The sequence below is a fragment of the Pseudomonas lundensis genome (genome assembly GCF_001042985.1).
Classification (GTDB): domain Bacteria; phylum Pseudomonadota; class Gammaproteobacteria; order Pseudomonadales; family Pseudomonadaceae; genus Aquipseudomonas; species Aquipseudomonas lundensis.
This window is the reverse complement of sequence record NZ_JYKY01000012.1, coordinates 21,661-46,173: the sequence shown is the minus strand read 5'-3', so window position 1 is coordinate 46,173 and position 24,513 is coordinate 21,661. Positions and strand designations below refer to the sequence as shown.

At 59.0% G+C, this 24,513-nt stretch carries 24 protein-coding genes and 1 pseudogene; 6 read left to right on the top strand and 19 right to left on the bottom strand.

The genetic code is table 11. The features are described 5' to 3' along the window. Window positions 1-2: 2 nt before the first annotated feature. From TU74_RS11785 to ffh, 6 genes are all read right to left on the bottom strand, one after another. Window positions 3-416 (bottom strand): acyl-CoA thioesterase, encoded by a 414-nt coding sequence (locus tag TU74_RS11785; RefSeq protein WP_047277358.1) that lies wholly within the window; start codon window positions 414-416, stop codon window positions 3-5. Window positions 417-512: 96 nt separating this feature from the next. Then, a complete protein-coding gene (gene rplS, locus TU74_RS11780) occupies window positions 513-863 on the bottom strand; it encodes a 50S ribosomal protein L19 (RefSeq protein ID WP_003440273.1) in 351 nt (116 codons plus the stop codon). Between the two features lie 45 nt (window positions 864-908). Beyond that, window positions 909-1,661, bottom strand: coding sequence for a tRNA (guanosine(37)-N1)-methyltransferase TrmD (gene trmD, locus TU74_RS11775; RefSeq protein WP_048376610.1), 753 nt, complete (start codon window positions 1,659-1,661; stop codon window positions 909-911). A gap of 2 nt (window positions 1,662-1,663) precedes the next feature. Next, window positions 1,664-2,203, bottom strand: coding sequence for a ribosome maturation factor RimM (gene rimM, locus TU74_RS11770; RefSeq protein WP_047281167.1), 540 nt, complete (start codon window positions 2,201-2,203; stop codon window positions 1,664-1,666). A gap of 5 nt (window positions 2,204-2,208) precedes the next feature. Further along, window positions 2,209-2,460 carry a 30S ribosomal protein S16 gene (gene rpsP / locus TU74_RS11765; RefSeq protein ID WP_047277364.1) on the bottom strand — a complete coding sequence of 84 codons (252 nt, stop codon included), beginning with the start codon at window positions 2,458-2,460 and terminating at the stop codon, window positions 2,209-2,211. Window positions 2,461-2,710: 250 nt separating this feature from the next. Then, window positions 2,711-4,087, bottom strand: coding sequence for a signal recognition particle protein (gene ffh / locus TU74_RS11760; protein WP_047277366.1), 1,377 nt, complete (start codon window positions 4,085-4,087; stop codon window positions 2,711-2,713). A gap of 207 nt (window positions 4,088-4,294) precedes the next feature. Between ffh and TU74_RS11755 the strand changes: the two genes are divergently transcribed. The 3 genes and pseudogenes from TU74_RS11755 to TU74_RS11745 all read left to right on the top strand — a co-directional run bounded on the left by TU74_RS11755 (window position 4,295) and on the right by TU74_RS11745 (window position 7,568). After that, complete coding sequence (locus TU74_RS11755; RefSeq protein WP_047277368.1) at window positions 4,295-5,107, top strand: cytochrome C assembly family protein; 813 nt, start codon at window positions 4,295-4,297, stop codon at window positions 5,105-5,107. A gap of 33 nt (window positions 5,108-5,140) precedes the next feature. After that, window positions 5,141-5,995: pseudogene (locus TU74_RS11750) on the top strand (transporter associated domain-containing protein); the annotation flags it as partial. 256 nt (window positions 5,996-6,251) lie between these two features. Continuing rightward, on the top strand, window positions 6,252-7,568 hold the full coding sequence (locus TU74_RS11745; RefSeq protein ID WP_047295241.1) for an MFS transporter: 1,317 nt from the start codon (window positions 6,252-6,254) through the stop codon (window positions 7,566-7,568). 55 nt (window positions 7,569-7,623) lie between these two features. Here the strand turns inward: TU74_RS11745 and purT are convergent, their stop codons facing one another. The 5 genes from purT to TU74_RS11720 all read right to left on the bottom strand — a co-directional run bounded on the left by purT (window position 7,624) and on the right by TU74_RS11720 (window position 10,830). After that, the gene (gene purT, locus TU74_RS11740; protein ID WP_048376608.1) at window positions 7,624-8,805 is read right to left on the bottom strand and encodes a formate-dependent phosphoribosylglycinamide formyltransferase; all 1,182 of its coding nucleotides are present in this window, start codon (window positions 8,803-8,805) and stop codon (window positions 7,624-7,626) included. A 99-nt stretch (window positions 8,806-8,904) separates the two neighbouring features. After that, window positions 8,905-9,369: a 7-cyano-7-deazaguanine/7-aminomethyl-7-deazaguanine transporter gene (locus TU74_RS11735; protein ID WP_047277372.1), complete on the bottom strand. Its 465-nt coding sequence runs from the start codon at window positions 9,367-9,369 to the stop codon at window positions 8,905-8,907. Between the two features lie 86 nt (window positions 9,370-9,455). After that, window positions 9,456-9,665, bottom strand: coding sequence for a DUF1289 domain-containing protein (locus TU74_RS11730; RefSeq protein ID WP_048376607.1), 210 nt, complete (start codon window positions 9,663-9,665; stop codon window positions 9,456-9,458). After that, entirely contained in the window at window positions 9,662-10,186 is a 525-nt protein-coding gene (locus TU74_RS11725; RefSeq protein ID WP_047277376.1) for a gamma carbonic anhydrase family protein, read from the bottom strand. Before TU74_RS11725 ends, TU74_RS11730 begins: the two co-directional genes overlap by 4 nt. A gap of 41 nt (window positions 10,187-10,227) precedes the next feature. After that, entirely contained in the window at window positions 10,228-10,830 is a 603-nt protein-coding gene (locus tag TU74_RS11720) for a CoA pyrophosphatase (protein ID WP_048376604.1), read from the bottom strand. Between the two features lie 145 nt (window positions 10,831-10,975). On the opposite strand from TU74_RS11720, the gene TU74_RS11715 reads away from it, so the two are divergent. Together TU74_RS11715 and TU74_RS11710 are read left to right on the top strand one after the other, a co-directional pair. Then, complete coding sequence (locus TU74_RS11715) at window positions 10,976-11,533, top strand: NUDIX hydrolase (protein WP_047277380.1); 558 nt, start codon at window positions 10,976-10,978, stop codon at window positions 11,531-11,533. A gap of 45 nt (window positions 11,534-11,578) precedes the next feature. Beyond that, complete coding sequence (locus TU74_RS11710; protein ID WP_047277381.1) at window positions 11,579-12,145, top strand: L,D-transpeptidase family protein; 567 nt, start codon at window positions 11,579-11,581, stop codon at window positions 12,143-12,145. A 72-nt stretch (window positions 12,146-12,217) separates the two neighbouring features. On the opposite strand, the gene TU74_RS11705 is transcribed toward TU74_RS11710, so the two are convergent. Further along, window positions 12,218-12,529 carry a YqfO family protein gene (locus TU74_RS11705; protein ID WP_047277383.1) on the bottom strand — a complete coding sequence of 104 codons (312 nt, stop codon included), beginning with the start codon at window positions 12,527-12,529 and terminating at the stop codon, window positions 12,218-12,220. 5 nt (window positions 12,530-12,534) lie between these two features. After that, window positions 12,535-16,431 carry a phosphoribosylformylglycinamidine synthase gene (gene purL, locus TU74_RS11700; RefSeq protein WP_047278344.1) on the bottom strand — a complete coding sequence of 1,299 codons (3,897 nt, stop codon included), beginning with the start codon at window positions 16,429-16,431 and terminating at the stop codon, window positions 12,535-12,537. Window positions 16,432-16,716: 285 nt separating this feature from the next. On the opposite strand from purL, the gene mltF reads away from it, so the two are divergent. Then, window positions 16,717-18,174 carry a membrane-bound lytic murein transglycosylase MltF gene (gene mltF / locus TU74_RS11695; protein WP_047277387.1) on the top strand — a complete coding sequence of 486 codons (1,458 nt, stop codon included), beginning with the start codon at window positions 16,717-16,719 and terminating at the stop codon, window positions 18,172-18,174. Between the two features lie 105 nt (window positions 18,175-18,279). On the opposite strand, the gene pdxJ is transcribed toward mltF, so the two are convergent. The 6 genes from pdxJ to lepA all read right to left on the bottom strand — a co-directional run bounded on the left by pdxJ (window position 18,280) and on the right by lepA (window position 24,405). Then, window positions 18,280-19,023 (bottom strand): pyridoxine 5'-phosphate synthase, encoded by a 744-nt coding sequence (pdxJ, locus tag TU74_RS11690; protein WP_047278346.1) that lies wholly within the window; start codon window positions 19,021-19,023, stop codon window positions 18,280-18,282. A 50-nt stretch (window positions 19,024-19,073) separates the two neighbouring features. Next, window positions 19,074-19,763, bottom strand: a complete 690-nt coding sequence (recO, locus tag TU74_RS11685; protein WP_047295201.1) for a DNA repair protein RecO — start codon at window positions 19,761-19,763, stop codon at window positions 19,074-19,076. A gap of 137 nt (window positions 19,764-19,900) precedes the next feature. Continuing rightward, the gene (era, locus tag TU74_RS11680) at window positions 19,901-20,803 is read right to left on the bottom strand and encodes a GTPase Era (RefSeq protein ID WP_047277393.1); all 903 of its coding nucleotides are present in this window, start codon (window positions 20,801-20,803) and stop codon (window positions 19,901-19,903) included. Next, a complete protein-coding gene (gene rnc / locus TU74_RS11675) occupies window positions 20,796-21,485 on the bottom strand; it encodes a ribonuclease III (RefSeq protein WP_047278350.1) in 690 nt (229 codons plus the stop codon). Before rnc ends, era begins: the two co-directional genes overlap by 8 nt. Window positions 21,486-21,745: 260 nt before the next feature. Beyond that, window positions 21,746-22,600, bottom strand: a complete 855-nt coding sequence (gene lepB / locus TU74_RS11670; RefSeq protein WP_047277397.1) for a signal peptidase I — start codon at window positions 22,598-22,600, stop codon at window positions 21,746-21,748. Window positions 22,601-22,605: 5 nt separating this feature from the next. Further along, window positions 22,606-24,405 carry a translation elongation factor 4 gene (gene lepA / locus TU74_RS11665; RefSeq protein WP_047277399.1) on the bottom strand — a complete coding sequence of 600 codons (1,800 nt, stop codon included), beginning with the start codon at window positions 24,403-24,405 and terminating at the stop codon, window positions 22,606-22,608. Window positions 24,406-24,513 lie beyond the last annotated feature (108 nt).

Here is a 24,513-nt window from a genome sequence, read left to right as displayed (position 1 = left end):
CGTTACTGGGCAAACCCTGGCAATACGGGAACAGGCCGCTTGTCGTCGTCGATGGCCACGAAGCTGAACAAGCCCTGGATCGCGAGTTCACGTCCGTCGCTGCTCATGCTTTCAACGTAGACCTGCACTTCAACCTTGAGGCTGGTGTTACCGACTTTCACCACGCGTCCGACCAGCTCAACGATTGAGCCCGCCGCTATCGGGTGATTGAAGTTGATGGGATCAGTGGACACGGTCACCAGCGGCAGGCGACAGAAACGGGTCGCGGCGATGAACGACACTTCATCCATCCAGGCCAATGCGGTGCCGCCAAACAGGGTGTTGTGGTGATTGGTGGTCGAAGGGAATACGGCTTTGGTGATGCGGGTAACAGACAGTTCTGTACGGCGTTGAATCTCTTGCTCACGCGGTGTCATGCTTTTTACTACCTACAACTGGACAAAGGTCTGATAAATCTCAGGCAACAAAAAAGCAGCCCGAAGGCTGCTTTTTTCTGCATCGGGAAGCTGGACTTAAGCCAGTTTTTCCTTGATGCGAGCTGCTTTACCGGACAGGTCACGCAGGTAGTACAGCTTGGCTTTACGAACGTCACCGCGACGCTTCACAGCCATGCTGTCGATTTGCGGGCTGTAGGTCTGGAAAGTACGCTCTACGCCAACACCGTTGGAGATTTTACGAACAGTGAAAGCACTGTTCACGCCACGGTTACGCTTGGCAATCACTACACCTTCGAAAGCTTGCAGACGCGAACGATCGCCTTCCTTCACTTTCACCTGAACGACGATGGTGTCGCCCGGGGCAAAAGGAGGGATCTCTTTAGTCATCTGCTCTGCTTCGAGTGCAAGGATGATTTTGTTAGTCATGCTGTGCTCCTAAGGTAGATCGTCGGATCTACCATCGATACGTTGTTAACTATCGTCCCGCGCGAGGATGTATTCCTCGAGCAGCTTCTTCTCTTCTCCAGAAAGCGAGCGGCTTTCCAGAAGATCGGCGCGTCGTTCGTAGGTCCGCCCAAGGGACTGCTGCAAACGCCAACGCCGGATGTGTGCATGATTGCCACTAAGCAATACGTCGGGAACACGCTGATCCGCATACACCTCCGGTCGGGTGTAGTGCGGGCAATCCAGCAGACCATCCGTAAAGGAATCTTCCTCGGCGGAGTCCGCATGCCCTAAAGCTCCAGGCAGCAGTCGTGTAACCGCATCAATCAGAACCATTGCCGGCAGCTCGCCGCCAGACAATACATAGTCGCCAATCGACCACTCTTCATCGACATGAGCGTCAATAAAACGCTCGTCAATGCCTTCATAACGACCTGCAATGAGGATTAATGCTTCCTCATTCGCCAGTTCGCGTACCGCCGACTGATTCAGCTGGCGGCCTTGGGGCGACAGGTAAATTACCTTCGCCGCCTCTCCGGCTGCATTTCTGGCCTGAACCAGTGCATCTTCCAGAGGCTTGATCTTCATCACCATGCCCGGACCACCGCCAAATGGGCGATCGTCCACAGTGTGATGCCGGTCCGTTGTGCAGTCTCGCGGATTCCAACAGGTGAGCTGCAAGAGCCCTTGTTTCACCGCGCGACTCGTGATGCCGTAGTCGCTGATGGCGGAAAACATTTCGGGAAACAAACTGATCACTTCTACGCGCAAATTAGCCACGCTTAGAAGTCCGCATCCCAATCCACCTTCATCTCGCTGGCTGCCAGGTCGACGCTCAACACGCATTGCTCTGTATAGGGCAACAAGCGATCACGGTCATCCAGGCTACCTGGGCAAGGTTTGACGTACATCACATCGTTAGAGCCAGTCTCTAGCAGGTGATCGATTTTTCCGAGCAGTTGCCCTTGTGTATCGATGACCTTGAGGCCTTCAAGCTGGTACCAGTAGTACTCGCCGTCGGTCAGTTCAGGAAACAGGTTACGGGGCACGCAGATTTCGAATTCGCGAAGAAGGCCTGCTTCATCACGGTCATCAAGACCCTTGAGCTTCACAACCAGAAACTTGCCGTTCTGGGAACGACCACTGACCAGCTCTGCCTGCCGTACATCGCCACCACGCCGAAGCGTTGCGGTCTTGTAATCCAGCAGGTTGTCAATTGGATCCGTAAAGGAATACACCTTCACTTCGCCGCGAACGCCATGAATCGAAAAAATCTTGCCGATAACGATCAAATCATCAGCAATTTCTGGCGTCACGCTCATATTGCTCAGGCCGCAGCCTTGGCATTGACTTTCACAAGCTGAGCAACGCGCTCAGACATTTGTGCACCAACGCTCAACCAGTAAGCGAGGCGGTCTTCTTTAACGGAGAAACGAACTTCCTGACCACGGGCAACCGGGTTGAAGAAGCCAATTTGTTCCTTGTGGGAACCGTCACGTGGGTTACGGCTATCGGTAACGGTCAAGTGGTAAAACGGGCGCTTTTTGGAGCCGCCAAGGGCAAGACGGATTGTTAGCATGTGTAGATCTTTCCTGTAGTCGGTGCTGCAAATCTAAATGCACAGCGGGCATAGGTGCCCGAAAGGCCGCATATTCTAAGGAATATCCGGACTTTTGCAAATGTCTTTTTCTGGCGCCTACGTGGCGTTACATCCAGATCTGCTATAAGGCCGCCACGAATGGCGACAAGTCAGCTCCCGCACAGTGCGGGTTTGCTGGAGGTCTCGCAGGGCTGCGAGCTGCGCAAACGCGAGCGCTTGCGCAGGTAAATTACATTTTCGGCATGCCGCCGCCGGGCATCATCGAGCCCATGCCGCGCATCATTTTGGCCATGCCGCCTTTGGAAGAGAATTTCTTCATCATCTTTTGCATCTGCTTGTGTTGCTTGATCAAGCGACCGATGTCCTGCACTTGCGTGCCGGAACCCATGGCAATACGACGTTTGCGCGAACCGCTGATCAGCTCAGGGTCACGACGCTCGGCCGGGGTCATGGAGTTGATGATGGCTTCCATTTGCTTGAATTGCTTTTCTGCTGCGCCCTGGGCATTGCCCATTTGCGCCAGATTCACGCCACCCATGTTCGGCAGCTTGTCCATGAGGCCGCCGAGGCCGCCCATGTTTTTCATCTGTTGCAGTTGATCGCGAAAATCTTCGAGGTCGAAGCCTTTACCTTTCTTGAGCTTTTTAGCCAGCTTGTCGGCTTTTTCTTTATCGAGGGTCTGTTCGGCCTGCTCGATAAGGCTGAGCACATCGCCCATGCCCAAAATACGTGACGCAATACGGTCGGGGTGGAACGGGTCGAGCGCATCGCTCTTCTCGCCCATGCCGAGGAACTTGATCGGTTTACCCGTGATGGCGCGCACGGACAACGCGGCACCGCCACGGGCATCACCATCGACCTTGGTCAGGATCACGCCGGTCAGCGGCAGGGCATCACCAAAGGCCTTGGCCGTGTTGGCGGCGTCCTGGCCCGTCATGGCGTCCACCACGAACAGGGTTTCTGCCGGCTTGACCGCCGCGTGCAGTTCCTGAATCTCGGCCATCATGTCGGCGTCGATGTGCAGGCGACCGGCGGTATCGACGATCACGACATCAATGAACTTGAGCCGCGCCTCATTAATAGCCGCTTGCGCAATCGCCACCGGCTTCTGGCTGATGTCGGACGGGAAGAAGGTCACGCCCACTTCGCCGGCCAGGGTTTCCAGCTGCTTGATCGCGGCCGGACGATACACGTCAGCGGACACGACCATGACGGTTTTCTTTTTGCGCTCTTTGAGGAAGCGCGCCAGCTTGCCGGCGGTGGTGGTTTTACCCGCACCCTGCAAACCGGCCATCAGGATCACGGCAGGCGGCGTGACGTTGAGGATCAGATCCTCGTTCGCCGCGCCCATCAGGCTTTCGAGTTCAGCCTGGACGATCTTCACAAACGCCTGGCCCGGCGTCAGGCTGCGCGACACTTCAGTGCCGACAGCGCGCTCTTTGACCGCGTTGACGAAGTCTTTGACCACTGGCAAAGCCACGTCGGCTTCCAGCAACGCCATGCGCACTTCGCGCAGGGTGTCTTTGATATTGTCCTCGGTCAGCTTGGCCTTGCCGGTGACATGGCGCAGCGTCTGCGAGAGACGGTCGGTTAAATTTTCAAACATGCGCGATCCTTTCAGGCCCAAAGTAGACCGGGGTTATTGCGGCCCAGCCCGTGTAAAACTGATGCTCGGCGAGCCTGCGGCGTGGGCAGGTCGCGGATTATAGCGAAGACTGATCGCGGCGGACACCTTACCGTCAGCTTATGTGGCTTTCGTGTTCAGGCGGTTGTATGCCAAACTCAGCCCTTTCGGGCTTGCCTAACAGGATTTATGCTCCCCTTGTCACCGAGTTTGCTCCCCAGCCTCGCCGCCGCATGTCTATACGCCGCTGCGACTTTCTATCAAGGCAATTGCTTGCGCCACGGCGCAAAGGCAAACAAACGCCTGTTGGTGACGCTCGGCATCCTTGCCGTCATCACCCACGCCGCGAGCCTTTTTACCCATTTGATGACCCCCGCCGGGCTGGAACTGGACTTTTTCAGCGCCGCCAGTCTGATTGCGGTCGCCGTGATTGCCGTCACGCTGGTCGCCTGCGCCCGCATCCCGGTCGAGAACCTGCTGCTGCTTCTATACCCGCTGGGCGCCCTGACCGTGCTGCTGTCTGAATTTGCCCCGCCCGGCACAGTGCAAGTCATTAATGAACAGCCCGGCATCCTGGCCCATATCCTGCTGTCGATTTTGGCTTACGGCATGTTCACCATTGCGGTGTTTCAGGCGCTGCTGCTGTCATTGCAAAACCATCAGCTCAAACACAAGCACCCCAAGGGCCTGATCAAAAACTTCCCGCCGCTGCAGACCATGGAAAGCCTGCTGTTTGGTTTCTTGTGGGCGGGCTGGACATTGCTCTCGCTGTCGCTGATCTCGGGCTGGCTGTTCCTGGGCAATCTGTTTGCTCAACACCTGGTACACAAAACGCTGTTGGCGTGCCTGGCCTGGATCGTGTTCAGCGTGCTGCTGTGGGGTCGCCATCACCTCGGATGGCGCGGCCACAAAGCCATCCGCTGGACGTTTGCCGGGTTCTGCCTGCTGATGCTGGCCTACTTTGGCAGCAAGCTGGTTCGTGAATACATTCTGCATATTTGACGGGCGATGATTATGGATAGCTTGCCCCCCGGGCCGCTGCTGGCCTTATTGGCCCTGGTGTTTGCAGGACTGGGCTTGTGTATTGGACTGCTGTCGCGCAGGTCGCGATCCGTGGTCCAGCGTGCCGAACCCCACTCGCCTCACAGCGCCCTGCCCCACGAGGACGACGAACCCAATAATCGCCCGCCCTTGCTGGCCGGCATCCACGCGCTGGATAACATCACCGTCAATGACATCCTGATCCCGCGCAGCGAGGTCGAAGGCCTTAACCTCGACGACCCGATTGAAGACCTGATCGAGCAGTTACGCCAGACCAAACGCACGCGCCTGCCGGTGTTCCATAACGACATCAATCAGGTTGAAGCGATCCTCAACACGCGCCACATCCAGCACATGCTGCCGGACGCCAGCCTGACCAAAGAGGCGATTCTGGCCGTTTGCCACGAACCCTACTTCATCCCTGAAAGCACCCCGCTGCATTTGCAGCTGCTGAATTTTCACAAACAGCAGCGCCGTATCGGCATCGTGGTGGATGAATACGGCGAAGTGCTCGGCATTGTGACTCTTGAGGACATCCTCGAAGAGATCGTGGGCGAATTCGAAAACGAGCAAAACGTCGATAACCCGCACATCGAGCCGCTGCCCGATGGCCGTTACGTGGTGGACGGCGCGGCATCGATTCGCGAATTGAACAAAAGCCTGGGCTGGCAACTGCCGTGCGACGGGCCCAAAACCCTGAACGGACTGGTCACCGAGGCCCTGGAAACCATCCCGGAAACCACGGTATGCCTGAAAATTGGCCGCTACCGACTGGAAATCCTCGACACCGAAGATAACCGTGTCAGCCGCGTGCTGATCTGGCACAACAGCGTCAAGCCCGCGGCCTGATGGCCGCGACGGGCCTTGTTCGATTCCGGCAGGGCTTCCTATAATCACTCCCGCTTACCCAAGCCCCGCCAACAGGCGTGCTACCCGCGCGCCGCGTCCCCGGCGGGTTGTTGTTCGCAGTACCTGCGTGCGTTCCCATCCCGAACGGCGCTTGCACCCTGATATCCCTCGGGGCCAACGACCATAACAATCGCTCAGCCTCGCCTCGCTCCCCGCGCAGGCCAGCCATGAGCACATAACTGTCAGGGATATGCACATGACCTCCAGCACCACTTACAGCGAAGCCTCATCCGAAAAACCGGCCAACTCAGCCGCCCGCGTGGCCACCGCCAGCTTTATCGGAACCGCCATCGAGTTTTACGACTTTTATGTGTACGCGACGGCCGCCGCGCTCGTCATCGGGCCGGTGTTCTTTCCGCAGACATCCGGCACCGCACAAATGCTCTCGGCTTTTCTGACCTTCGGCATCGCCTTTCTCGCACGCCCGCTGGGTTCATTTCTGTTTGGCCATTACGGTGACCGCATCGGCCGCAAGTCGACACTGGTGGCCTCGCTGCTGCTGATGGGCGTGTGCACCACGTTGATTGGCGTGCTGCCGGGCTATGCCACGATCGGTGCCTGGGCGCCCATCCTGTTGTGTGTGCTACGTTTTGGCCAAGGCCTGGGTCTGGGCGGGGAATGGGGTGGCGCCGCCTTGTTGGCCACTGAAAACGCGCCAAAAGGCAAACGCGCCTGGTTCGGCATGTTCCCGCAGTTGGGCCCCTCAATTGGCTTTCTGGCGGCCAATGGTTTGTTTTTGACGCTGGCCATGACCCTGAGCGATGAGCAGTTCCGCGCCTGGGGCTGGCGAATTCCATTCCTGCTGAGCGCGGCGCTGGTGATGGTGGGGCTGTATGTGCGCCTCAAACTTGAAGAAACCCCCGTATTCGCCAAAGCCGTGGCGCAACACGAACGGGTGAAGATGCCAATCATCGAGCTTTTGAGCCAGTACTGGGCGCCGATGCTGTTGGGCGCAGCGTCGATGGTGGTGTGTTACGCGCTGTTTTACATCTCGACGGTGTTCTCCCTGAGTTACGGGGTGTCGACCCTGGGCTACACCCGCGAAACCTTCCTCGGCCTGCTGTGCTTTGCCGTGCTGTTCATGGCGGCCGCCACGCCGCTCGCTGCCTGGGCCAGCGACCGCTGGGGACGCAAACCGGTGCTCATCGTCGGTGGCGTACTGGCGTTGCTGTCAGGTTTTTTGATGGAGCCATTGCTCACCCACGGCACCACGTGGGGCGTGGCGCTATTTTTGTGTATTGAACTGTTTTTGATGGGCGTGACCTTTGCGCCGATGGGCGCCCTGCTGCCCGAGCTGTTCCCGACCCGCGTGCGCTATACCGGCGCGTCGGCCGCGTACAACCTGGGCGGGATTGTCGGCGCGTCTGCCGCACCGTTCTTCGCGCAAAAGCTGGTCAGCATGGGTGGTTTGAGCTGGGTTGGCGGGTACGTATCAGGTGCGGCGCTGCTCAGCCTGATCGCCGTGCTGTGCCTGAAGGAAACGAGGGAAGCTGACCTGAACAAGGTCGCGTGAAGCGGTTTGGGAGCTTGGGGTCGCTGCCGCCCGGTGCGGCAGCGACCCCAACGATTTACAGCTCGACGACCACGGCCTTGGCGGCACGTGTGGCTTTGGTGCGTGCGGCCTCGATCGATTCGTCACGGGCCAGGGCTACGCCCATACGGCGCTGACCGTTGACTTCTGGCTTGCCGAACAGGCGCAACGCGGTATCAGGCTCGCTCAGGGCGGCGCCCAGGTTGGCAAAAGCCGTCTGGGTGGATTGCCCTTCCACCAGAATCACAGCCGACGCTGACGGCCCGAACTGACGAATCAGTGGAATCGGCAGACCGAGGATCGCGCGCGCGTGCAGCGCAAACTGCGACAGGTCCTGAGAAATCAGCGTGACCAGCCCTGTGTCATGCGGGCGCGGCGACACTTCGCTGAACCAGACCTGATCGCCCTTGATGAACAGCTCGACGCCGAACAAGCCGCGTCCGCCCAGCGCCTCTGTGACCGCTTTGGCCACACGCTCGGATTCAGCCAGCGCAATCGGGCTCATGGCCTGCGGCTGCCACGACTCCTGATAATCGCCGTTCTCCTGACGATGCCCCACTGGCGCACAGAATGTGGTGCCGCCGACGTGGCGCACGGTGAGCAAGGTGATTTCGTAATCAAAGTCGATAAAGCCTTCGATAATGACCCGACCTTTCCCCGCGCGGCCGCCTTCCTGCGCGTAATCCCAGGCTTTTTGCACATCATCCGCACTGCGTAGCAGGCTCTGGCCTTTGCCCGACGAACTCATGACCGGCTTGACCACACACGGGAAGCCGAGGTCTTGCACGGCACGGCTGTAGTCTTCAAATGTGTCTGCAAAGTGATAAGGCGAGGTCGGCAGGTCCAGTTCTTCAGCGGCCAGACGCCGGATGCCTTCACGGTTCATGGTCAACGCCGTGGCGCGGGCAGTCGGGATGACGGTAAAGCCTTGCGCTTCCAGCTCGACCAACGTGGCGGTCGCGATGGCTTCGATTTCCGGCACGATGAAGTGCGGCTTCTCTGCTTCGATCACGGCCCGCAAGGCTGCACCATCGAGCATGTTGACCACGTGACTGCGATGCGCCACCTGCATGGCCGGGGCATGGGCGTAGCGATCAACGGCAATCACTTCGACACCCAAACGCTGCAATTCGATGACAACTTCTTTACCCAGCTCGCCGCAGCCACACAGCAATACGCGGGTCGCGGTCGGCGACAGTGGAGTTCCGATACGGGTCATTTCAGGTCCTCAAGGAAACAAATCATCGAAGGCGCTCGCCAGGCCAGCGCCTGCTGGGGGAGAAAGGCCGGCATTTTACATGATCCGGGCCGCGTGACCTTATCGGGCCGCTGCTTTGCGCATTCGCCAAGCCATGGCCAGCCACACGCAGGTCACGCCCGCGAACTTGGAGCCCATGGCGGTCAGGATCACGCCGGGGGTAAACGCATCGATCATGCCGAAGAAAATGAAGGTATCGATCGGGATACTCAGCGCGGAGCTGATCCATAGCCGGTCGTGCAACGGGCGCCTGGTGAGGCTGAACACCAGCCAGTCAATGCACTCGGACACGGCAAACGCGGTGGCGCTGGCCAGGGCAATGGAAGGGTCTGAAGTGACGTACGACAGCACCAGTGCCGCCAGCATGGCCGCAATGGCGCCATGACCAAAGCGGGTTTGCACCATGTCGCGCAGGACAAATACCAGCCCGCCCCAGGCCGACCAGATGATGTCCAGGTGCGGCGCCGTGGAAAACGCGTAGTTGATGAGCACAACGCTGGCGATATAAGCGACGAGAAACAACATGGTAACGGGAGACACCTGTGGGCAAGGCGCACAGGGTACTTGAGTCATGCCTGTATTTGTAGTCGCTGGCGCAGCGACTACGCCGCTCAGACCGGGCCGTTCAGCATCCACATCACGCCACAGGAGGTGGCCCGCTCATGGCACAACACCAGCACGTCGCGACGCTCAGCGTTGGTCATGCGGCTCCAACGGGTGATTTCAGCCACGGTGCGCTGGCAGCCCGTGCACACGTCATCGTCGTCCAGTGCGCAAATGTTCACGCAGGGAGACGCCACCGGGCGCTGCGGATCATTCACGATGACTGCTCTTCAAGGTCGCGGGCGTACCGCTGGCCATTTTTCACATAATGGGCCGCACTGGCTTGCAGCAACGCTTTCTGCTCGTCAGTGAGGTCGCGGACCACTTTGCCGGGCGACCCCATGACCAGCGAACCGTCGGGTATGACCTTGCCTTCGCCAATCAGGGAATTGGCTCCGATGATGCAGTGCTTACCAATCTTGGCGCCGTTGAGGATCACGGCGTTGATCCCGATCAGGCTGTAGTCGCCGACCGTGCAGCCATGCAGCATGGCGTTATGACCAATGGTCACGCCCGTGCCCAGGGTCAGCGGGTAGCCCATGTCGGTGTGCATCACGGCGCCGTCCTGCACGTTGCTGTCCTTGCCGATGAGAATCAGCTCGTTATCGCCGCGTAAAACGGCGTTGAACCACACGCTGGCGCCCTCTTCGAGCCGGACGCGACCGATCAACGTGGCAGTGGGCGCGGTCCAGCTGTCAGGGTGAGTGTCGACGCACGCGTCGCCCAAACGGTATTTCATGGCAAAGTCCTCAAGGCAGGCATGACCCTGTGAGCAGGGTTCTAGAAGGTGATAAAGCGCTCTGGCGGGGTGTGCAGGTTGATATTCACGTCGTCATAGAGCAGGTTCATTAACTCAACGATCATGATCGCGGTCAGCCCCCAGATTTTGTACATACCGAAGCGGTAACTCGGCACATACCAACTGCGGCCCTGATAGTCGATACGGTGCGTGTGTTCGCGCGGGTCCTGGCGAAAGAAATCCAGGGGCACGCTGAACACGGCCGCGATTTCCGCATCGTTGGCCAGGTATTCCACATAGTCCGGCACAACCCCGACGAAGGGCGTCACTCGAATGCCGTGCAGGGAGATCAACGGACTCAGCGGGCCAATGACTTCGACCAGCCCCGGCGGCAGGCCGATTTCTTCTTCAGCTTCGCGCAGGGCCGTGAACACAAGGTCCGGGTCCTCGGGGTCACGTCGACCTCCGGGGAATGCCACCTCGCCACCATGGGTTGAGAGGCCGCTGGCGCGCAGGGTCAAAATCAATTCAGGCTCATCACTGCGGGTCACGGGCAGCAACACCGCAGCCTCGGGGAAATTGCGCTCTGTCACCAGCGTTCGCGGGGTATAGCGGCTCACGCGGCCAAGCAGCTCGTCCAGCATAGGTCATCTCGATCCGTCACTTATCGGGCATCATGCACCAAATCACCCAAAGCACCCAAGCCCCACACTGTCGCAGCACGCCATGCGGCACTTGCCCAAGGCCCGCCAGAACCGCCAAGATAGGCGCCACACCAGAGAGCTCAGCATGAAATTTTGCAGCCAGTGCGGCCATTCCGTCAGCCAACACATCCCGCAGGGTGATTCGCGCCTGCGCTACGTGTGCGATCACTGCCAGACCATTCATTACCAAAACCCGAACATCGTTGCCGGGTGCGTTCCGACGTGGGGCACTCAAGTCTTGCTGTGCAGGCGCGCAATCGAACCGCGCAAAGGGTTCTGGACGCTGCCCGCCGGTTTTATGGAAAACGGAGAAACCGTTGAGCAGGCCGCGCAACGCGAAACCCGCGAAGAAGCCTGTGCCGAAGTCGCGAACCTGAGCATCTATACCTTGATCGATGTACCGCACATCAATCAGGTGCATATTTTCTACCGCGCCGAACTGCTCAACCGCGACTTTGCGGCCGGTGAAGAGAGCCTTGAAGTGCGCCTGTTCGACGAAGCCGACATCCCTTGGTCAGAGCTGGCTTTTCGCACGGTCAGCCGTACCTTAGAATGCTTTTTCGCTGACCGGCCGGGGCAGGTCTATCCGGTGCGCAGCGAAGCCGTGCCGCCCTTGGCAGGCCTGATCAAACCTCAACAATAAATACAGTGCCCGTCACCCCCACTGCACCTCTAGGGATACCGCTCCATGCGTTGGTTGTTTACCGCACTCTGCCTGTCATTTGCTGTTACGTGCCAAGCCGCCGTTGTCGTCACCATCAACGGCAAACCCGTCGATAAAAATGAAGTGATCCAGCCCCATCGTTCGTCGCAGCCCGCCCGCGCGTCTGCCCCGGTGGAAAAAATTCTGGTGCTCAAGTCGGCTCGCCAGCTGCAGTTGATCAGCAACGGCAAACCGATTCGCACGTACCGCATTTCATTGGGCAAGCAACCCAAGGGGCCGAAAACCCGTGAAGGTGACAAGCGCACCCCGGAAGGCCTGTATTGGGTCGACTGGCGCAAGAAAAGCGAGAAGTTCAACCTCGCCATGCACATCTCCTACCCCAACATCAGCGATGCCGCACAGGCCCGCCGCGAAGGGGTGAGCCCGGGGTCAATGATCATGATTCACGGCACGCCCGACACCGAAGAAAACCCGGAGAACCTGTTTCATACGCTGGACTGGACCGATGGCTGCATCGCCATGAAGAACTATGAAATGCGTGAAGTGTGGAACCTGACCAAAGACGGCACGATGGTCGAAATTCGCCCCTAAGCACCAGGCTCTACGCAACAAAAAGCCCGCTGACCGTTACCGGTTCAGCGGGCTTTTTGTTGCAGTGCCAAGCTAGATGTCCGCCAGGCGCCACACTTCATAGGCAGGCGTTTCGTACGGGTGGCTGAGCTTGAGCGCAGCCACCACCGCCTGGATCAGATCATCGGCCACCACCAGCTCAACCTTCCATTCCCCGACATACTCGACCGCGCCGGTTTGCCCGATGAACGGCTGACTGCCGTCCAGCGCACGAAACTGGCCCTGGCCCATGGTCTGCCAGGCGCAGTGGTCGTAGTTGCCGATGCGACCGCCACCGGCAGCGAACACGGCATCCTTGACCCCATCCACATGGCTGGGAGGCACGAAAAAGCTGAGCTTGTACATCGCGCTTAATCCACCCAGACGCGAGCGTTACGGAACATGCGCAACCAAGGCGCATCTTCGTTCCACTCTTCAGGGCGCCACGAGTTTTGTACGGCGCGGAATACACGCTCCGGGTGCGGCATCATGATAGTCACACGACCGTCACGGCTGGTCAGACCGGTAATCCCGCGCGGCGAACCGTTCGGGTTGGCCGGGTAGCTTTCAGTGACTTTACCGTGGTTATCGACGAAACGCAGTGCCACGGCACCAGACAGGTCCGCTTGCAACATGGCTTCTTCGCTGGCGAATTCAGCATGACCTTCGCCGTGGGCAATGGCGATTGGCATGCGCGATCCGGCCATGCCTTGCAGGAAGATCGAGTTCGACTCCTGCACCTGCACCATGGCGACACGGGCTTCGAACTGCTCGGAGCGGTTGCGCACAAAGTGCGGCCACAACTCGCTGCCCGGGATCAGTTCGCTGAGGTTGGACATCATCTGGCAACCGTTGCACACGCCCAGCGAGAAGCTGTCGGAACGCTCGAAGAAGCTCTGGAACGCATCCCGCGCACGGGTGTTGAACAGTGCCGACTTGGCCCAGCCTTCACCGGCGCCCAGTACGTCACCGTAAGAGAAGCCACCGCAAGCCACCATGCCTTTGAATTCGTTCAGGTCGACACGGCCGGCCAGAATGTCGCTCATGTGCACGTCAATGGCGTTGAAACCGGCACGGTCAAACGCTGCGGCCATTTCAACCTGGCCGTTGACGCCCTGCTCACGCAGTACCGCCACTTGCGGGCGAATGCCCTTCTTGATGTAAGGCGCGCTGATGTTGTGGTTGACGTCAAAGCCGAGCTTGACCGTCAGGCCCGGATTGTCTTCTTCCAACAGCACGTCGAATTCCTGATCGGCGCACTCGGCGTTATCACGCAGGCGCTGGATCTGGTAGCTGGTTTGTGCCCACTGACGCTGCAGGGAACCGCGCTGACCTTCGAACACCGTCTCGCCCTTAAGGCTGATGGTGACTTCACTGTTGTTCAGCGGCTGGCCGATCACGGCCACGCACTCACCCAGGCCTGCAACGCTGAACTGAGCCAGCACTTCGGCCGTCGCATCCTGACGCACCTGAATCACCGCGCCCAATTCTTCGTTGAACAGGATGGCCGGGATTTCACTGGCGTTTTGCGTCAGGCAATCGAGGGTCAGGTTCAAGCCGCAATGACCGGCGAAGGCCATTTCCAGCACGCTGGTCATCAGGCCACCGTCGGAACGGTCGTGGTAAGCCAGCAAATGGCCGTCGGCATTGAGGCCCTGGATCACAGCGAAGAAGGCTTTGAGGTCTTCGGCGTCGTCGACGTCTGGCGCCTGCTTGCCCAGCTTGCCGTAGGTTTGCGCCAGAATGGACGCCCCCATGCGGTTCTGGCCACGGCCCAGGTCGATCAGGATCAGGTCCGTCAGGCCTTTGTCCATGCGCAATTCGGGGGTCAGGGTCTGGCGGATATCCACCACCGGGGCGAAACCGGTGACCACCAGCGACAGCGGCGAGGTCACGCTCTTCTCGGTCCCCTCTTCGTTCCAGCGGGTTTGCATCGACATCGAGTCTTTGCCGACCGGGATGGTAATCCCCAGCTCAGGGCACAACTCCATGCCGACCGCTTTCACGGTGTCGAACAGACGGGCGTCTTCACCCGGATGACCGGCAGCGGACATCCAGTTGGCCGACATTTTGATGTCGGACAGCTTGCCAATGCGCGACGCTGCAATGTTGGTCAGGGTCTCGCCGATGGCCATGCGGCCCGAGGCTGGCGCATCCAGCAGGGCCAGCGGTGTACGCTCGCCCATGGCCATGGCTTCGCCGGTGTAGACGTCAAAACTGGTGGCGGTGACGGCCACGTCAGCCACCGGCACTTGCCAAGGGCCAACCATTTGATCGCGCGCGACCAGACCGGTAATGGTGCGGTCGCCAATGGTGATCAGGAAACTTTTGCTGGCCACCGCCGGGTGATGCAGAACGCGCTCGACGCACTCGCCAATGCTCAAGGTCGCCGGATCGAAATCATCGCCCAGTTCCTGCTCGCGCACGGCAGAACGGTGCATGCGGGGTGCCTTGCCGAGCAGTACTTCCAGCGGCATGTCCACCGGGTTGTTACCGAAGTGGCTGTCGGTGACGGTCAGTTGCGGCTCGGCCGTGGCCTCACCGACCACAGCAAACGGGCAACGCTCGCGTTCACAGATGGCCTGGAAACGCTCGAAGTCCTCAACGCCCACAGCCAGTACGTAACGTTCCTGAGACTCGTTGCTCCAGATTTCGTGCGGGGCCATGCCCGGCTCGTCGTTCGGAATGTTGCGCAGTTCGAAACGGCCACCCCGGTCGCCATCGTTCACCAGCTCGGGGAACGCATTGGACAGGCCGCCCGCACCCACGTCATGGATGAAACTGATCGGGTTCTTGTCACCCAGCTGCCAGCAGCGGTCGATCACTTCTTGGCAACGGCGTTCCATTTCCGGGTTTTCGCGCTGCACCGATGCGAAATCCAGATCCGCCGAGCTTGCGCCGGTGGCCATGGAAGACGCAGCACCGCCGCCCAGACCGATAAGCATGGCCGGGCCGCCCAGCACGATCAGTTTGGAACCGACCGTGATTTCGCCTTTTTGAACGTGTTCGGCGCGGATGTTGCCCATGCCGCCCGCCAGCATGATCGGCTTGTGATAACCGCGTACTTCGTCGCCATGGGGCGTGCTGATCGATTGCTCGAACGTGCGGAAGTAGCCGGTCAGTGCCGGACGGCCGAATTCGTTGTTGAACGCGGCGCCGCCCAATGGGCCTTCAATCATGATGTCCAGCGCGTTGACGATGCGCTCCGGCTTGCCGTACGGCACTTCCCACGGCTGTTCAAAGCCCGGGATTTGCAGGTTGGATACGGTGAAACCGGTGAGCCCGGCCTTTGGCTTGGCGCCACGACCGGTGGCACCTTCGTCGCGAATTTCGCCGCCCGAGCCGGTGGCCGCCCCGGGGAACGGTGCAATGGCGGTCGGGTGGTTGTGGGTCTCGACTTTCATCAAGATGTGCACCGGCTCCTGCACCGCACCGTACTGGCGGGTATCAGGGTTCGGGAAGAAGCGGCCGGCCACGCTGCCGACAATGACCGACGCGTTGTCTTTATAAGCCGACAGAACACCTTCGCTGTGCATCACGTAGGTGTTTTTGATCATGCCAAACAGGCTTTTTTCCTGATTTTGGCCGTCGATGTCCCAACTGGCGTTGAAAATCTTGTGGCGGCAATGCTCGGAGTTGGCCTGGGCAAACATCATCAGTTCGATGTCATGCGGGTTGCGGCCCAGACCGTTGAAGGCATTGACCAGATAGTCGATTTCGTCTTCTGCCAGCGCCAGGCCCAGCTCGACGTTGGCTTTCTCCAGCGCAGCACGCCCGCCACCCAGCACGTCAATCGCCGTCAGCGGCTTGGGTTCGGCATGGCTGAACAGACCGGCAGCCTGCTCCAGGTTGCCCAACACGATTTGCGTCATGCGGTCATGCAAGGCGTCGGCAATCAGTTGCGCCTGGGCGTCACTGAATTGACCGGCCACATAGAAAGCAATGCCGCGTTCCAGGCGCTGGATCTTGGCCAGGCCACAGTTACGGGCAATGTCGCTGGCCTTGCTCGACCAGGGCGAGATGGTGCCAAACCGCGGCAACACCAGGAACAGTCGGCCACTCGGCTCTTGAACCGGCACACTTGGCCCGTACTTGAGGAGACGAGCCAGTACCAGTTGCTCGTCGCTGGTCAATTCGCCTTTAACATCGGCGAAGTGGGCGAATTCAGCGTACAAACCGCTGACAGCTGGAACCTTTTGGCTCAGTTGTGCGAGAAGTTTGTTGTGGCGAAAGGCAGATAGGGCAGGAGCGCCGCGCAGGATCAACATCTTCGGGACAGCCTCGGGAGGGGTGTGCTTTGAGGCCCGGCATTCTAACGTAAACCGTTGGCCTCGGCACCCGAAACGGCACACCAAGCGCACGCCAAACGTCGTTAATCGATCAGGGCCTTATTCTTTGTGGCTATCAGCGCGCGTGCGGCTGGTCGATTCAGCTCTTTAAAGCCCCCTCAACCCCCCATTTCACAAGGGTTTGAGCGGTTTTGGGGGTTGTTATCAGAATGGCTACATATTGTCGAGATATGGCACCCGCCCTGCTTTGCGTATACTGCGCGCATGTTTTCTCTATCAGCAATCCGCCCGCGCTGCGCCAAATGGCTCCTCGCAACCGGACTCTTCCTGATGCTCGGTGCCTGCGTTGAAAAACCCAGCACTCTGGAGCGTGTAAAGGAGGACGGGGTACTGCGGGTCATTACTCGTAACAGCCCGGCCACTTACTTTGAAGACCGCAACGGCGAAACCGGCTTCGAATACGAGCTGGTCAAACGCTTTGCCGACGACTTGGGTGTCGAACTCAAAATCGAGACCGCTGACAACCTGGATGACATGTTTACCCAGTTGGGCCAGCCTGACGGCCCTGTGCTGGCTGCTGCCGGATTGGTCAGCAGCGAGAATCGACTCAAACAAGCCAAGTTTTCCCACCCTTACCTCGAAGTCACGCCCCAGATCATCTACCGCAATGGGCAGTCGCGCCCTACCTCTGCCGCTGATCTGGTAGGCAAACGTATTACCGTCCTTAAAGGCAGTTCCCACGCAGAACAGCTTGCCGAACTGAAGAAACAATACCCTGGCATTGAATACGACGAATCCGACGCCGTGGAAGTGGTCGACCTGTTGCGCATGGTCGATGAGGGGCAAATCGACCTGACCCTGGTGGACTCCAACGAAGTGGCCATGAACCAGGTGTATTTTCCCAATGTGCGCGTCGCGTTTGATCTGGGTGACGCCCGCAGCCAGCGCTGGGCGGTGATGGCAGGCGAAGACAACAGCCTGCTGAACGAGATCAATGCTTATCTGGACAAGGTCGAAAAGAACGGCACGCTGCAGCGCCTCAAGGACCGTTACTACGGCCACGTGGACGTACTGGGTTATGTGGGCGCCTACACCTTCGCCCAGCACTTGCAGCAGCGCTTGCCCAAGTACGAAAAATTCTTCAAGGATGCCGCCAAGAAAGAAGGCATCGACTGGCGCCTGCTGGCGGCGATGGGCTACCAGGAATCGCTGTGGCAACCGACTGTCACCTCAAAAACCGGTGTTCGCGGGCTGATGATGCTGACGCAGAATACGGCGCAGGCCATGGGTGTGGCCAATCGGCTGGATGCCAAGCAAAGCATTCAGGGCGGCGCTAAGTACCTGGCGCTGATCAAAAGCGAGCTGGACGACGACATCCAGGAGCCGGATCGTACCTGGTTTGCCCTGGCAGCCTACAACGTCGGCGGCGGGCATCTGGAAGACGCACGCAAACTGGCCAAGAAAGAAGGCCTGAACCCGAACAAGTGGCTGGACGTCAAAAAGATGCTGCCCCGCCTTGCGCAGAAGCAGTGGTACAGCAAAACCCGTTATGGCTACGCCCGCGGCGGCGAGCCTGTGCATTTTGTGGCCAACATCCGTCGTTACTACGACATCCTGACATGGGCCACGCAGCCGCAGCTTGAAGGCGACCAGGCGGCTGACAGCAAGCTGCACATTCCCGGCATCGACAAGACCAAGCCCAAAGAAGAACCCCAGCTGTAGCTGCGGCTCTTCATTGCTGCTGCGGTTCGAGGCGGCTTATCCGGCGATCAAGTGCCTGTCGCACCCGCACCGCGCAGTTTGCGCTGCTTGAAAGCGTAAATGCCCTCAGTGCCTGGCGGCTGCCACAATCAACGCTTTCATTTCCGAGACGGCCGACTTGAAGCCTACGAACAGGGCATGTGCCACCAACGCATGACCGATGTTCAGCTCATTGATGCCTTTGATGGCGGCCACGGCCTCAACGTTGTGGTAATGCAGGCCATGCCCGGCATTGACGATCAGCCCTTGAGCCAGACCACAGGCCACGCCTTGCGCTACCCGTTGCAGTTCTTGCGCCACCTCGGCGGGGGTTTGCGCATCGGCATACCGACCGGTGTGCAATTCAATCGCCGGCGCACCGACTCGCTTCGATGCCTCGATCTGACGCTCATCGGCATCGATGAACAGCGACACTTCACAGCCAATCCGGCTCAAGCGCTCAACCGCTGCTTTAATCCGGGCTTCCTGCCCCGCCACGTCCAACCCACCCTCCGTGGTCAGTTCCTGACGGGTTTCAGGCACCAGACAGATGTGCGCCGGACGAATGCGCTCGGCAAACGCCATCATTTCTTCGGTCACGCCCATCTCGAAATTCATGCGGGTTTGCAGCACATCCTTGAGCAACAACACGTCGCGCTCTTGAATGTGACGGCGGTCTTCACGCAAGTGCACGGTGATGCCATCGGCGCCCGCCTCTTCAGCGTCCAGCGCGGCCTTGACCGGATCAGGGTAACGCGTGCCCCGAGCCTGACGCAGCGTGGCTACGTGGTCGATATTCACGCCGAGAAGGATGCGATTGCTTTGGGTCACGAGGGCTCTCCTGAAGAGTTGAAGATTCGGCGCACAGCATACCGGTCTATTCAGGGCTTGCGAAACAACTCACGACTGGCCAGGGGCTTGCCCGCCAAGTGAACCGCCAATGCCTGGCGCATCAAACGCTTGGCCGCCGACAACGCACCCGCTGTGGTCCAGTCAGCCTCGGCCATGGCCTGTAGCTCAGCGCCGTGAAACAACCCCGGCTGTACCAGATAAATGCGCTCCAGCCCGGCATCCACCTGCAAACGGTACATGCCGTCACTGGCTATCGGCTCACCCTGAATGTCCCGAGAAAGCGAAAACCCGTACCCCAAATCATCCAGCAAGCGCCATTCGAAGGCCCGTAGCAGAGGTTCCAGCGGTCGACCTTCGGCCAACGCCAGGAGGGTGGCTGCGTAGTGATCAAAGACCGCAGGGTGCGGGTCTTCAGCCGGTAGCAAGCGCACTAACAATTCATTGAGATAAAGACCGCTGAATAACGCTTCGCCATTGAGCCAGGTGGACACCCCGGCGCTCTCCATGCGCCCGACGTTTTTCAGCTCGCCGCGCCCGCGAAACTCGATTTCCAGAGGGACAAAAGGCCGCGCCAGCGAACCGGCCTTGCCCCGCGCACTGCGCAGCACTGCCCGCAAACGCCCCTGCGGCGTGATGAAATCCACCAGCGCACTGGTTTCACGGTAGGGGCGGCTGTGCAGGACGTAGGCAAGTTGCGCGGTGGGGGGGGAACTGGACATGGCAGGCACGCCTCTGTGAAAACGAAAAGCGCCCTCACCTTGCCTATTGAGGAAGAGGGACTGGAAGTAAAAGCACATCTGCGCAGCACTGCTGCTCCCCCCGTTCCTGCAGGAACGGGGGGAATGAAAAGCTGCCGTTACAGGTCGCCGTAGCCCAACGAACGCAGGGCGCGCTCGTCGTCGGACCAGCCACCCTTCACCTTCACCCACAGGTTAAGCATGATTTTGGAGTCGAACAGCAGCTCCATGTCCTTGCGCGCTTCAGTGCCAATACGCTTGATGCGCTCACCTTTGTCGCCAATGATGATTTTTTTCTGGCCGTCACGCTCCACCAGAATCAAGGCATGGATATGCAGGGTTTTGCCCTGCTGCTTGAACTCTTCGATCTCGACGGTGATCTGGTACGGCAGTTCTGCACCCATCTGGCGCATGATCTTTTCGCGGACCAGCTCGGCGGCCAGGAAGCGGCTGCTGCGGTCGGTGATCTGGTCTTCTGGGAAGAAATGCTCGTTTTCCGGCAGGTGATCGGCAATCACACGCTCAAGCGCGTCCAGGTTATGGCCGTGCTGAGCCGAGATCGGGATGATCTGCGCGTTCGGCAGTTGCGCCTGCAGCCAGCTCAGGTGCGGCATCATCTCGGCTTTGTCTTCGATGCGATCGGTCTTGTTCAACGCCACGATCAGCGGGCCGGTCACGTACTGCACGCGCTCCAGTACCATCTGGTCTTCGTCAGTCCACTTGGTGCGGTCCACGACAAAGATCACCACGTCGACGTCTTTCAACGCTGCCGAAGCGGTTTTGTTCATGTAGCGGTTCAGGGCTTTCTCGCCACCCTTGTGCATGCCCGGGGTGTCGACGTAAACCGCCTGCACACTGCCTTCGGTTTTAATGCCGAGCATGTTGTGACGAGTGGTTTGCGGCTTGCGCGAAGTGATCGCCAGCTTTTGACCGAGGATATGGTTCAGCAGCGTGGACTTACCCACGTTTGGTCGGCCAACAATGGCGACATAGCCACAGCGTGTTGCAGTTGAATCAGTCATGGCCATTCTCCACGCCAAGGGCAATCAGTGCTGCAGCGGCCGCTACCTGTTCGGCAATGCGACGGCTCACACCCTGACCCCGGCTTTTTTCATTCAATAAGGCAATTTCGCACTCTACAAAGAAGGTGCGGCAATGCGGTTCGCCCTGGATATCCACCACTTCATAACGCGGCAGCTCACAGGCACGCGACTGCAGGAACTCTTGCAGTCGGGTTTTCGGATCTTTGTTGGTGTCGACCAGGGTCAACGTCTCGAACTCGCTGGCCAGCCAGGCCAGTACGCGGTCGCGGGCCACTTCCATGCCCGCATCCAGGTAGATGGCGCCGATCAGCGCTTCAAGGGCATCGGCCAGAATCGACTCGCGACGGAACCCGCCGCTTTTCAGCTCGCCCGAGCCCAGGCGCAGGTACTCGCCCAACTCGAAACCACGGGCCAGTACGGCGAGGGTTTCGCCCTTGACCAGACGGGCACGTAAACGCGACAGCTGGCCTTCGCGAGCCAGCGGAAAGCGATCAAACAGCGCTTCACCGGCTACAAAATTGAGGATCGCATCACCGAGAAACTCAAGACGCTCATTATTGCGCCCCGCGAAGCTGCGGTGCGTGAGGGCCAGAACCATCAGTTCCTGGTCCTTGAAGGTGTAACCGAGCTGCTGCTCTAAACGACTTAATGAAAAACTCACGATTTACCCACGCTGAGTTCGTGGCCGAATGTCACCACCGGACCGATATTAGGGATCAGTGATGCTCGTTTATCGCATAGCAAATGGACGGGGAACAGGCTGTTCGCCGCCGTCGCACTTAACGCTTTGTTCAAATCCACATCCTGAATACTGTTGCCGCCGTGCCTGACGCTGCACGGCGGTTGTAAGAACCGTCAGGCCGCCGATTTATACGGCCACCTGAAAAGCATTCGGCGCTGTTATTAACAGCGCCGTTTTGGCTACTTGATCAGACCCACTCGCGAGAAGTTCGGCAAATGGCTCATTTTCGGTTCGGGCCAGCTCATCCAAACAGCGAAGGCCTTGCCGACGATATTCTTGTCGGGGACCATGCCCAGCTCGTCTTTGGGAATGTTCGGATCATCCCAATAACGGCTGTCGTTCGAATTGTCGCGGTTGTCACCCATCATGAAGTAATGCCCGGCCGGAACCGTCCATTCATGATCAGGCGGTGTGCGGTAGCGGCTCATTTCCTTGCGGATCATGTGCTCCACTTCGCCCAGCTTTTCTTTGTACAGTTGTGCGCTGCCCAGCGTGCCGGGCTCGGCCCCCACCAGCGTCTCGGCAACCAATTGATCGTTGACGTAGAGCTTCTTGTCGCTGGTGTAACGGATTTTGTCGCCCGGCAGGCCCACTACACGCTTGATGTAGTTGACGGTCGGATCGCTCGGGTAGCGGAACACCATCACATCGCCCCGCTGCGGATCACCCACTTCGATGACTTTCTTGTCGATCACCGGCAGGCGGATCCCGTAAGAAAACTTGTTCACCAAAATGAAGTCGCCCACGTCCAGCGTCGGCTTCATCGAGCCGGACGGAATCTGGAACGGCTCAACCAGAAACGAACGCAGCACCAGCACGATGAACAACACCGGGAAAAACGACTTGCCGTATTCAACCAGCAGCGGTTCCTTGTTGAGCTTCTCGACCACCTGCATATCGGCCGGCTGGACGCTGGCCTGATAGTTGGCAACAGCCTTGCGCCGGCGAGGCGCCAGGAAGACCAGATCGAGCAGCGCCAGCAAACCGCAGACGGCTACAGCAATGACCAGCAACAGCGGGAAATTTAGTGACATAGGACCTAACTATCCAACCTGAGCACTGCAAGGAAGGCTTCTTGTGGAATTTCCACGTTACCCACTTGCTTCATGCGTTTTTTACCGGCCTTTTGCTTTTCCAACAGCTTGCGCTTACGGCTAACGTCACCACCGTAGCATTTGGCCAGTACGTTCTTTCTGAGTGCCTTGACAGTGGTTCGCGCCACAATCTGCCCGCCAATGGCGGCCTGAATGGCGACATCGAACATCTGACGCGGAATCAGTTCTTTCATTTTTTCGGTCAGTGCACGCCCTTTGTAGTGAGCGTTGTCACGGTGAACGATCAAGGCCAGTGCATCGACCTTCTCACCGTTGATCAGCACGTCGAGCTTCACCAGGTTGGCAGACTGGTAACGGTCAAAGTGGTAATCGAGCGAAGCATAGCCGCGACTGGTGGATTTGAGACGGTCGAAGAAGTCCAGAACCACTTCGTTCATCGGCAAATCGTAGGTCACTTGTACCTGTGTGCCCAGGAACAGCATGTCGTGTTGAACGCCACGCTTCTCAATGCACAGGGTAATGACGTTGCCCAGGTGCTCTTGAGGCACAAGAATGTTGGCACGCACGATAGGCTCGCGCATGTCTTCAATCATGGAAAGGTCCGGCAGCTTGGACGGGTTGTCGACGTAAATCGTTTCACCGGTCTTGAGCAGCAACTCGAAAATAACGGTTGGCGCGGTGGTGATCAGGTCCAGGTCGTACTCGCGCTCCAGGCGCTCCTGAATGATCTCCATGTGCAGCATGCCGAGGAAGCCGCAACGGAAGCCGAAGCCCAGTGCGTCGGAGCTTTCCGGGGTGTATTGCAGCGACGAGTCGTTCAGCGTGAGCTTTTGCAGTGCATCGCGGAAGTCTTCGAAGTCGTCGGAGCTGACCGGGAACAGACCGGCGTACACCTGCGGCTGAATGCGTTTGAAGCCGGGCAGGACGTCCACATCCGGGGTGGAACTCAAGGTCAGGGTGTCGCCCACTGGCGCGCCGTGAATGTCCTTGATACCCGCGATGATGAAACCTACTTCACCGGCTTTGAGGTCGGCGGTCGCCGTGTGCTTGGGGTTGAATACACCGACGCTGTCCACCAGATGGATCTTGCCGGTGGACTTGACCAGAATCTTGTCGCCCTTTTTCACACGGCCGTGGCGCACGCGAACCAGGGACACAACGCCCAGGTAGTTGTCGAACCAGGAGTCGATGATCAACGCTTGCAGCGGATCTTCGATGTTGCCGGTCGGCGCAGGAATGGTGTGCACCAGACGCTCGAGCACTTCATCGACGCCCAGGCCGGTCTTGGCGCTGCACGTTACGGCGTCGGTGGCATCGATACCGATGATCTTCTCGATTTCTTCCTTCACCCGATCAGGATCGGCTTGCGGCAGGTCGATCTTGTTCAGAACCGGCATGACCTCAAGGCCCTGCTCGATAGCGGTGTAGCAGTTGGCGACGGACTGGGCCTCTACGCCCTGCCCCGCATCGACCACCAGCAAGGCACCTTCACAGGCCGCCAGCGAACGGCTGACTTCATAGGTGAAGTCAACGTGGCCGGGGGTATCAATGAAGTTCAACTGGTAGGTATTACCGTCTTGCGCCTTGTAATACAGAGTAACGCTGTGGGCCTTGATGGTGATCCCGCGCTCACGCTCGAGGTCCATGGAGTCCAGCACCTGGGCTTCCATTTCACGGGCAGTCAGGCCGCCGCACATCTGGATGAAACGATCGGCCAGCGTCGACTTGCCATGGTCAATGTGGGCGATGATGGAGAAATTGCGGATATGACTCAAATCACTCACGGGTCAACACTCAAAAAAAGTCGCAGGCAGACTGCCCGCCGAAAAATAGCCGGGAATTGTACCTGTGATCGCGACGAGCGTCACGTTTACAGGCCAATGCTCCCCCAC

Bases quoted from the DNA above. Each gene is read 5' to 3' on its own strand.
- TU74_RS11720 (WP_048376604.1), bottom strand. From the start codon at position 10,830: ATGCTGGACGAGCTGCTTGGCCGCGTGAGCCGCTATACCCCGCGAACG.
- rpsP (WP_047277364.1), bottom strand. From the start codon at position 2,460: ATGCTAACAATCCGTCTTGCCCTTGGCGGCTCCAAAAAGCGCCCGTTT.
- recO (WP_047295201.1), bottom strand. From the start codon at position 19,763: ATGTCCAGTTCCCCCCCCACCGCGCAACTTGCCTACGTCCTGCACAGC.
- TU74_RS11735 (WP_047277372.1), bottom strand. From the start codon at position 9,369: ATGTTGTTTCTCGTCGCTTATATCGCCAGCGTTGTGCTCATCAACTAC.
- purT (WP_048376608.1), bottom strand. From the start codon at position 8,805: ATGACCCGTATCGGAACTCCACTGTCGCCGACCGCGACCCGCGTATTG.
- rplS (WP_003440273.1), bottom strand. From the start codon at position 863: ATGACTAACAAAATCATCCTTGCACTCGAAGCAGAGCAGATGACTAAA.
- TU74_RS11710 (WP_047277381.1), top strand. From the start codon at position 11,579: ATGCGTTGGTTGTTTACCGCACTCTGCCTGTCATTTGCTGTTACGTGC.
- TU74_RS11755 (WP_047277368.1), top strand. From the start codon at position 4,295: ATGCTCCCCTTGTCACCGAGTTTGCTCCCCAGCCTCGCCGCCGCATGT.
- ffh (WP_047277366.1), bottom strand. From the start codon at position 4,087: ATGTTTGAAAATTTAACCGACCGTCTCTCGCAGACGCTGCGCCATGTC.
- TU74_RS11785 (WP_047277358.1), bottom strand. From the start codon at position 416: ATGACACCGCGTGAGCAAGAGATTCAACGCCGTACAGAACTGTCTGTT.
- era (WP_047277393.1), bottom strand. From the start codon at position 20,803: ATGACTGATTCAACTGCAACACGCTGTGGCTATGTCGCCATTGTTGGC.
- rimM (WP_047281167.1), bottom strand. From the start codon at position 2,203: ATGAGCGTGACGCCAGAAATTGCTGATGATTTGATCGTTATCGGCAAG.
- TU74_RS11715 (WP_047277380.1), top strand. From the start codon at position 10,976: ATGAAATTTTGCAGCCAGTGCGGCCATTCCGTCAGCCAACACATCCCG.
- TU74_RS11745 (WP_047295241.1), top strand. From the start codon at position 6,252: ATGACCTCCAGCACCACTTACAGCGAAGCCTCATCCGAAAAACCGGCC.
- TU74_RS11725 (WP_047277376.1), bottom strand. From the start codon at position 10,186: ATGAAATACCGTTTGGGCGACGCGTGCGTCGACACTCACCCTGACAGC.
- TU74_RS11705 (WP_047277383.1), bottom strand. From the start codon at position 12,529: ATGTACAAGCTCAGCTTTTTCGTGCCTCCCAGCCATGTGGATGGGGTC.
- lepB (WP_047277397.1), bottom strand. From the start codon at position 22,600: ATGTCACTAAATTTCCCGCTGTTGCTGGTCATTGCTGTAGCCGTCTGC.
- purL (WP_047278344.1), bottom strand. From the start codon at position 16,431: ATGTTGATCCTGCGCGGCGCTCCTGCCCTATCTGCCTTTCGCCACAAC.
- mltF (WP_047277387.1), top strand. From the start codon at position 16,717: ATGTTTTCTCTATCAGCAATCCGCCCGCGCTGCGCCAAATGGCTCCTC.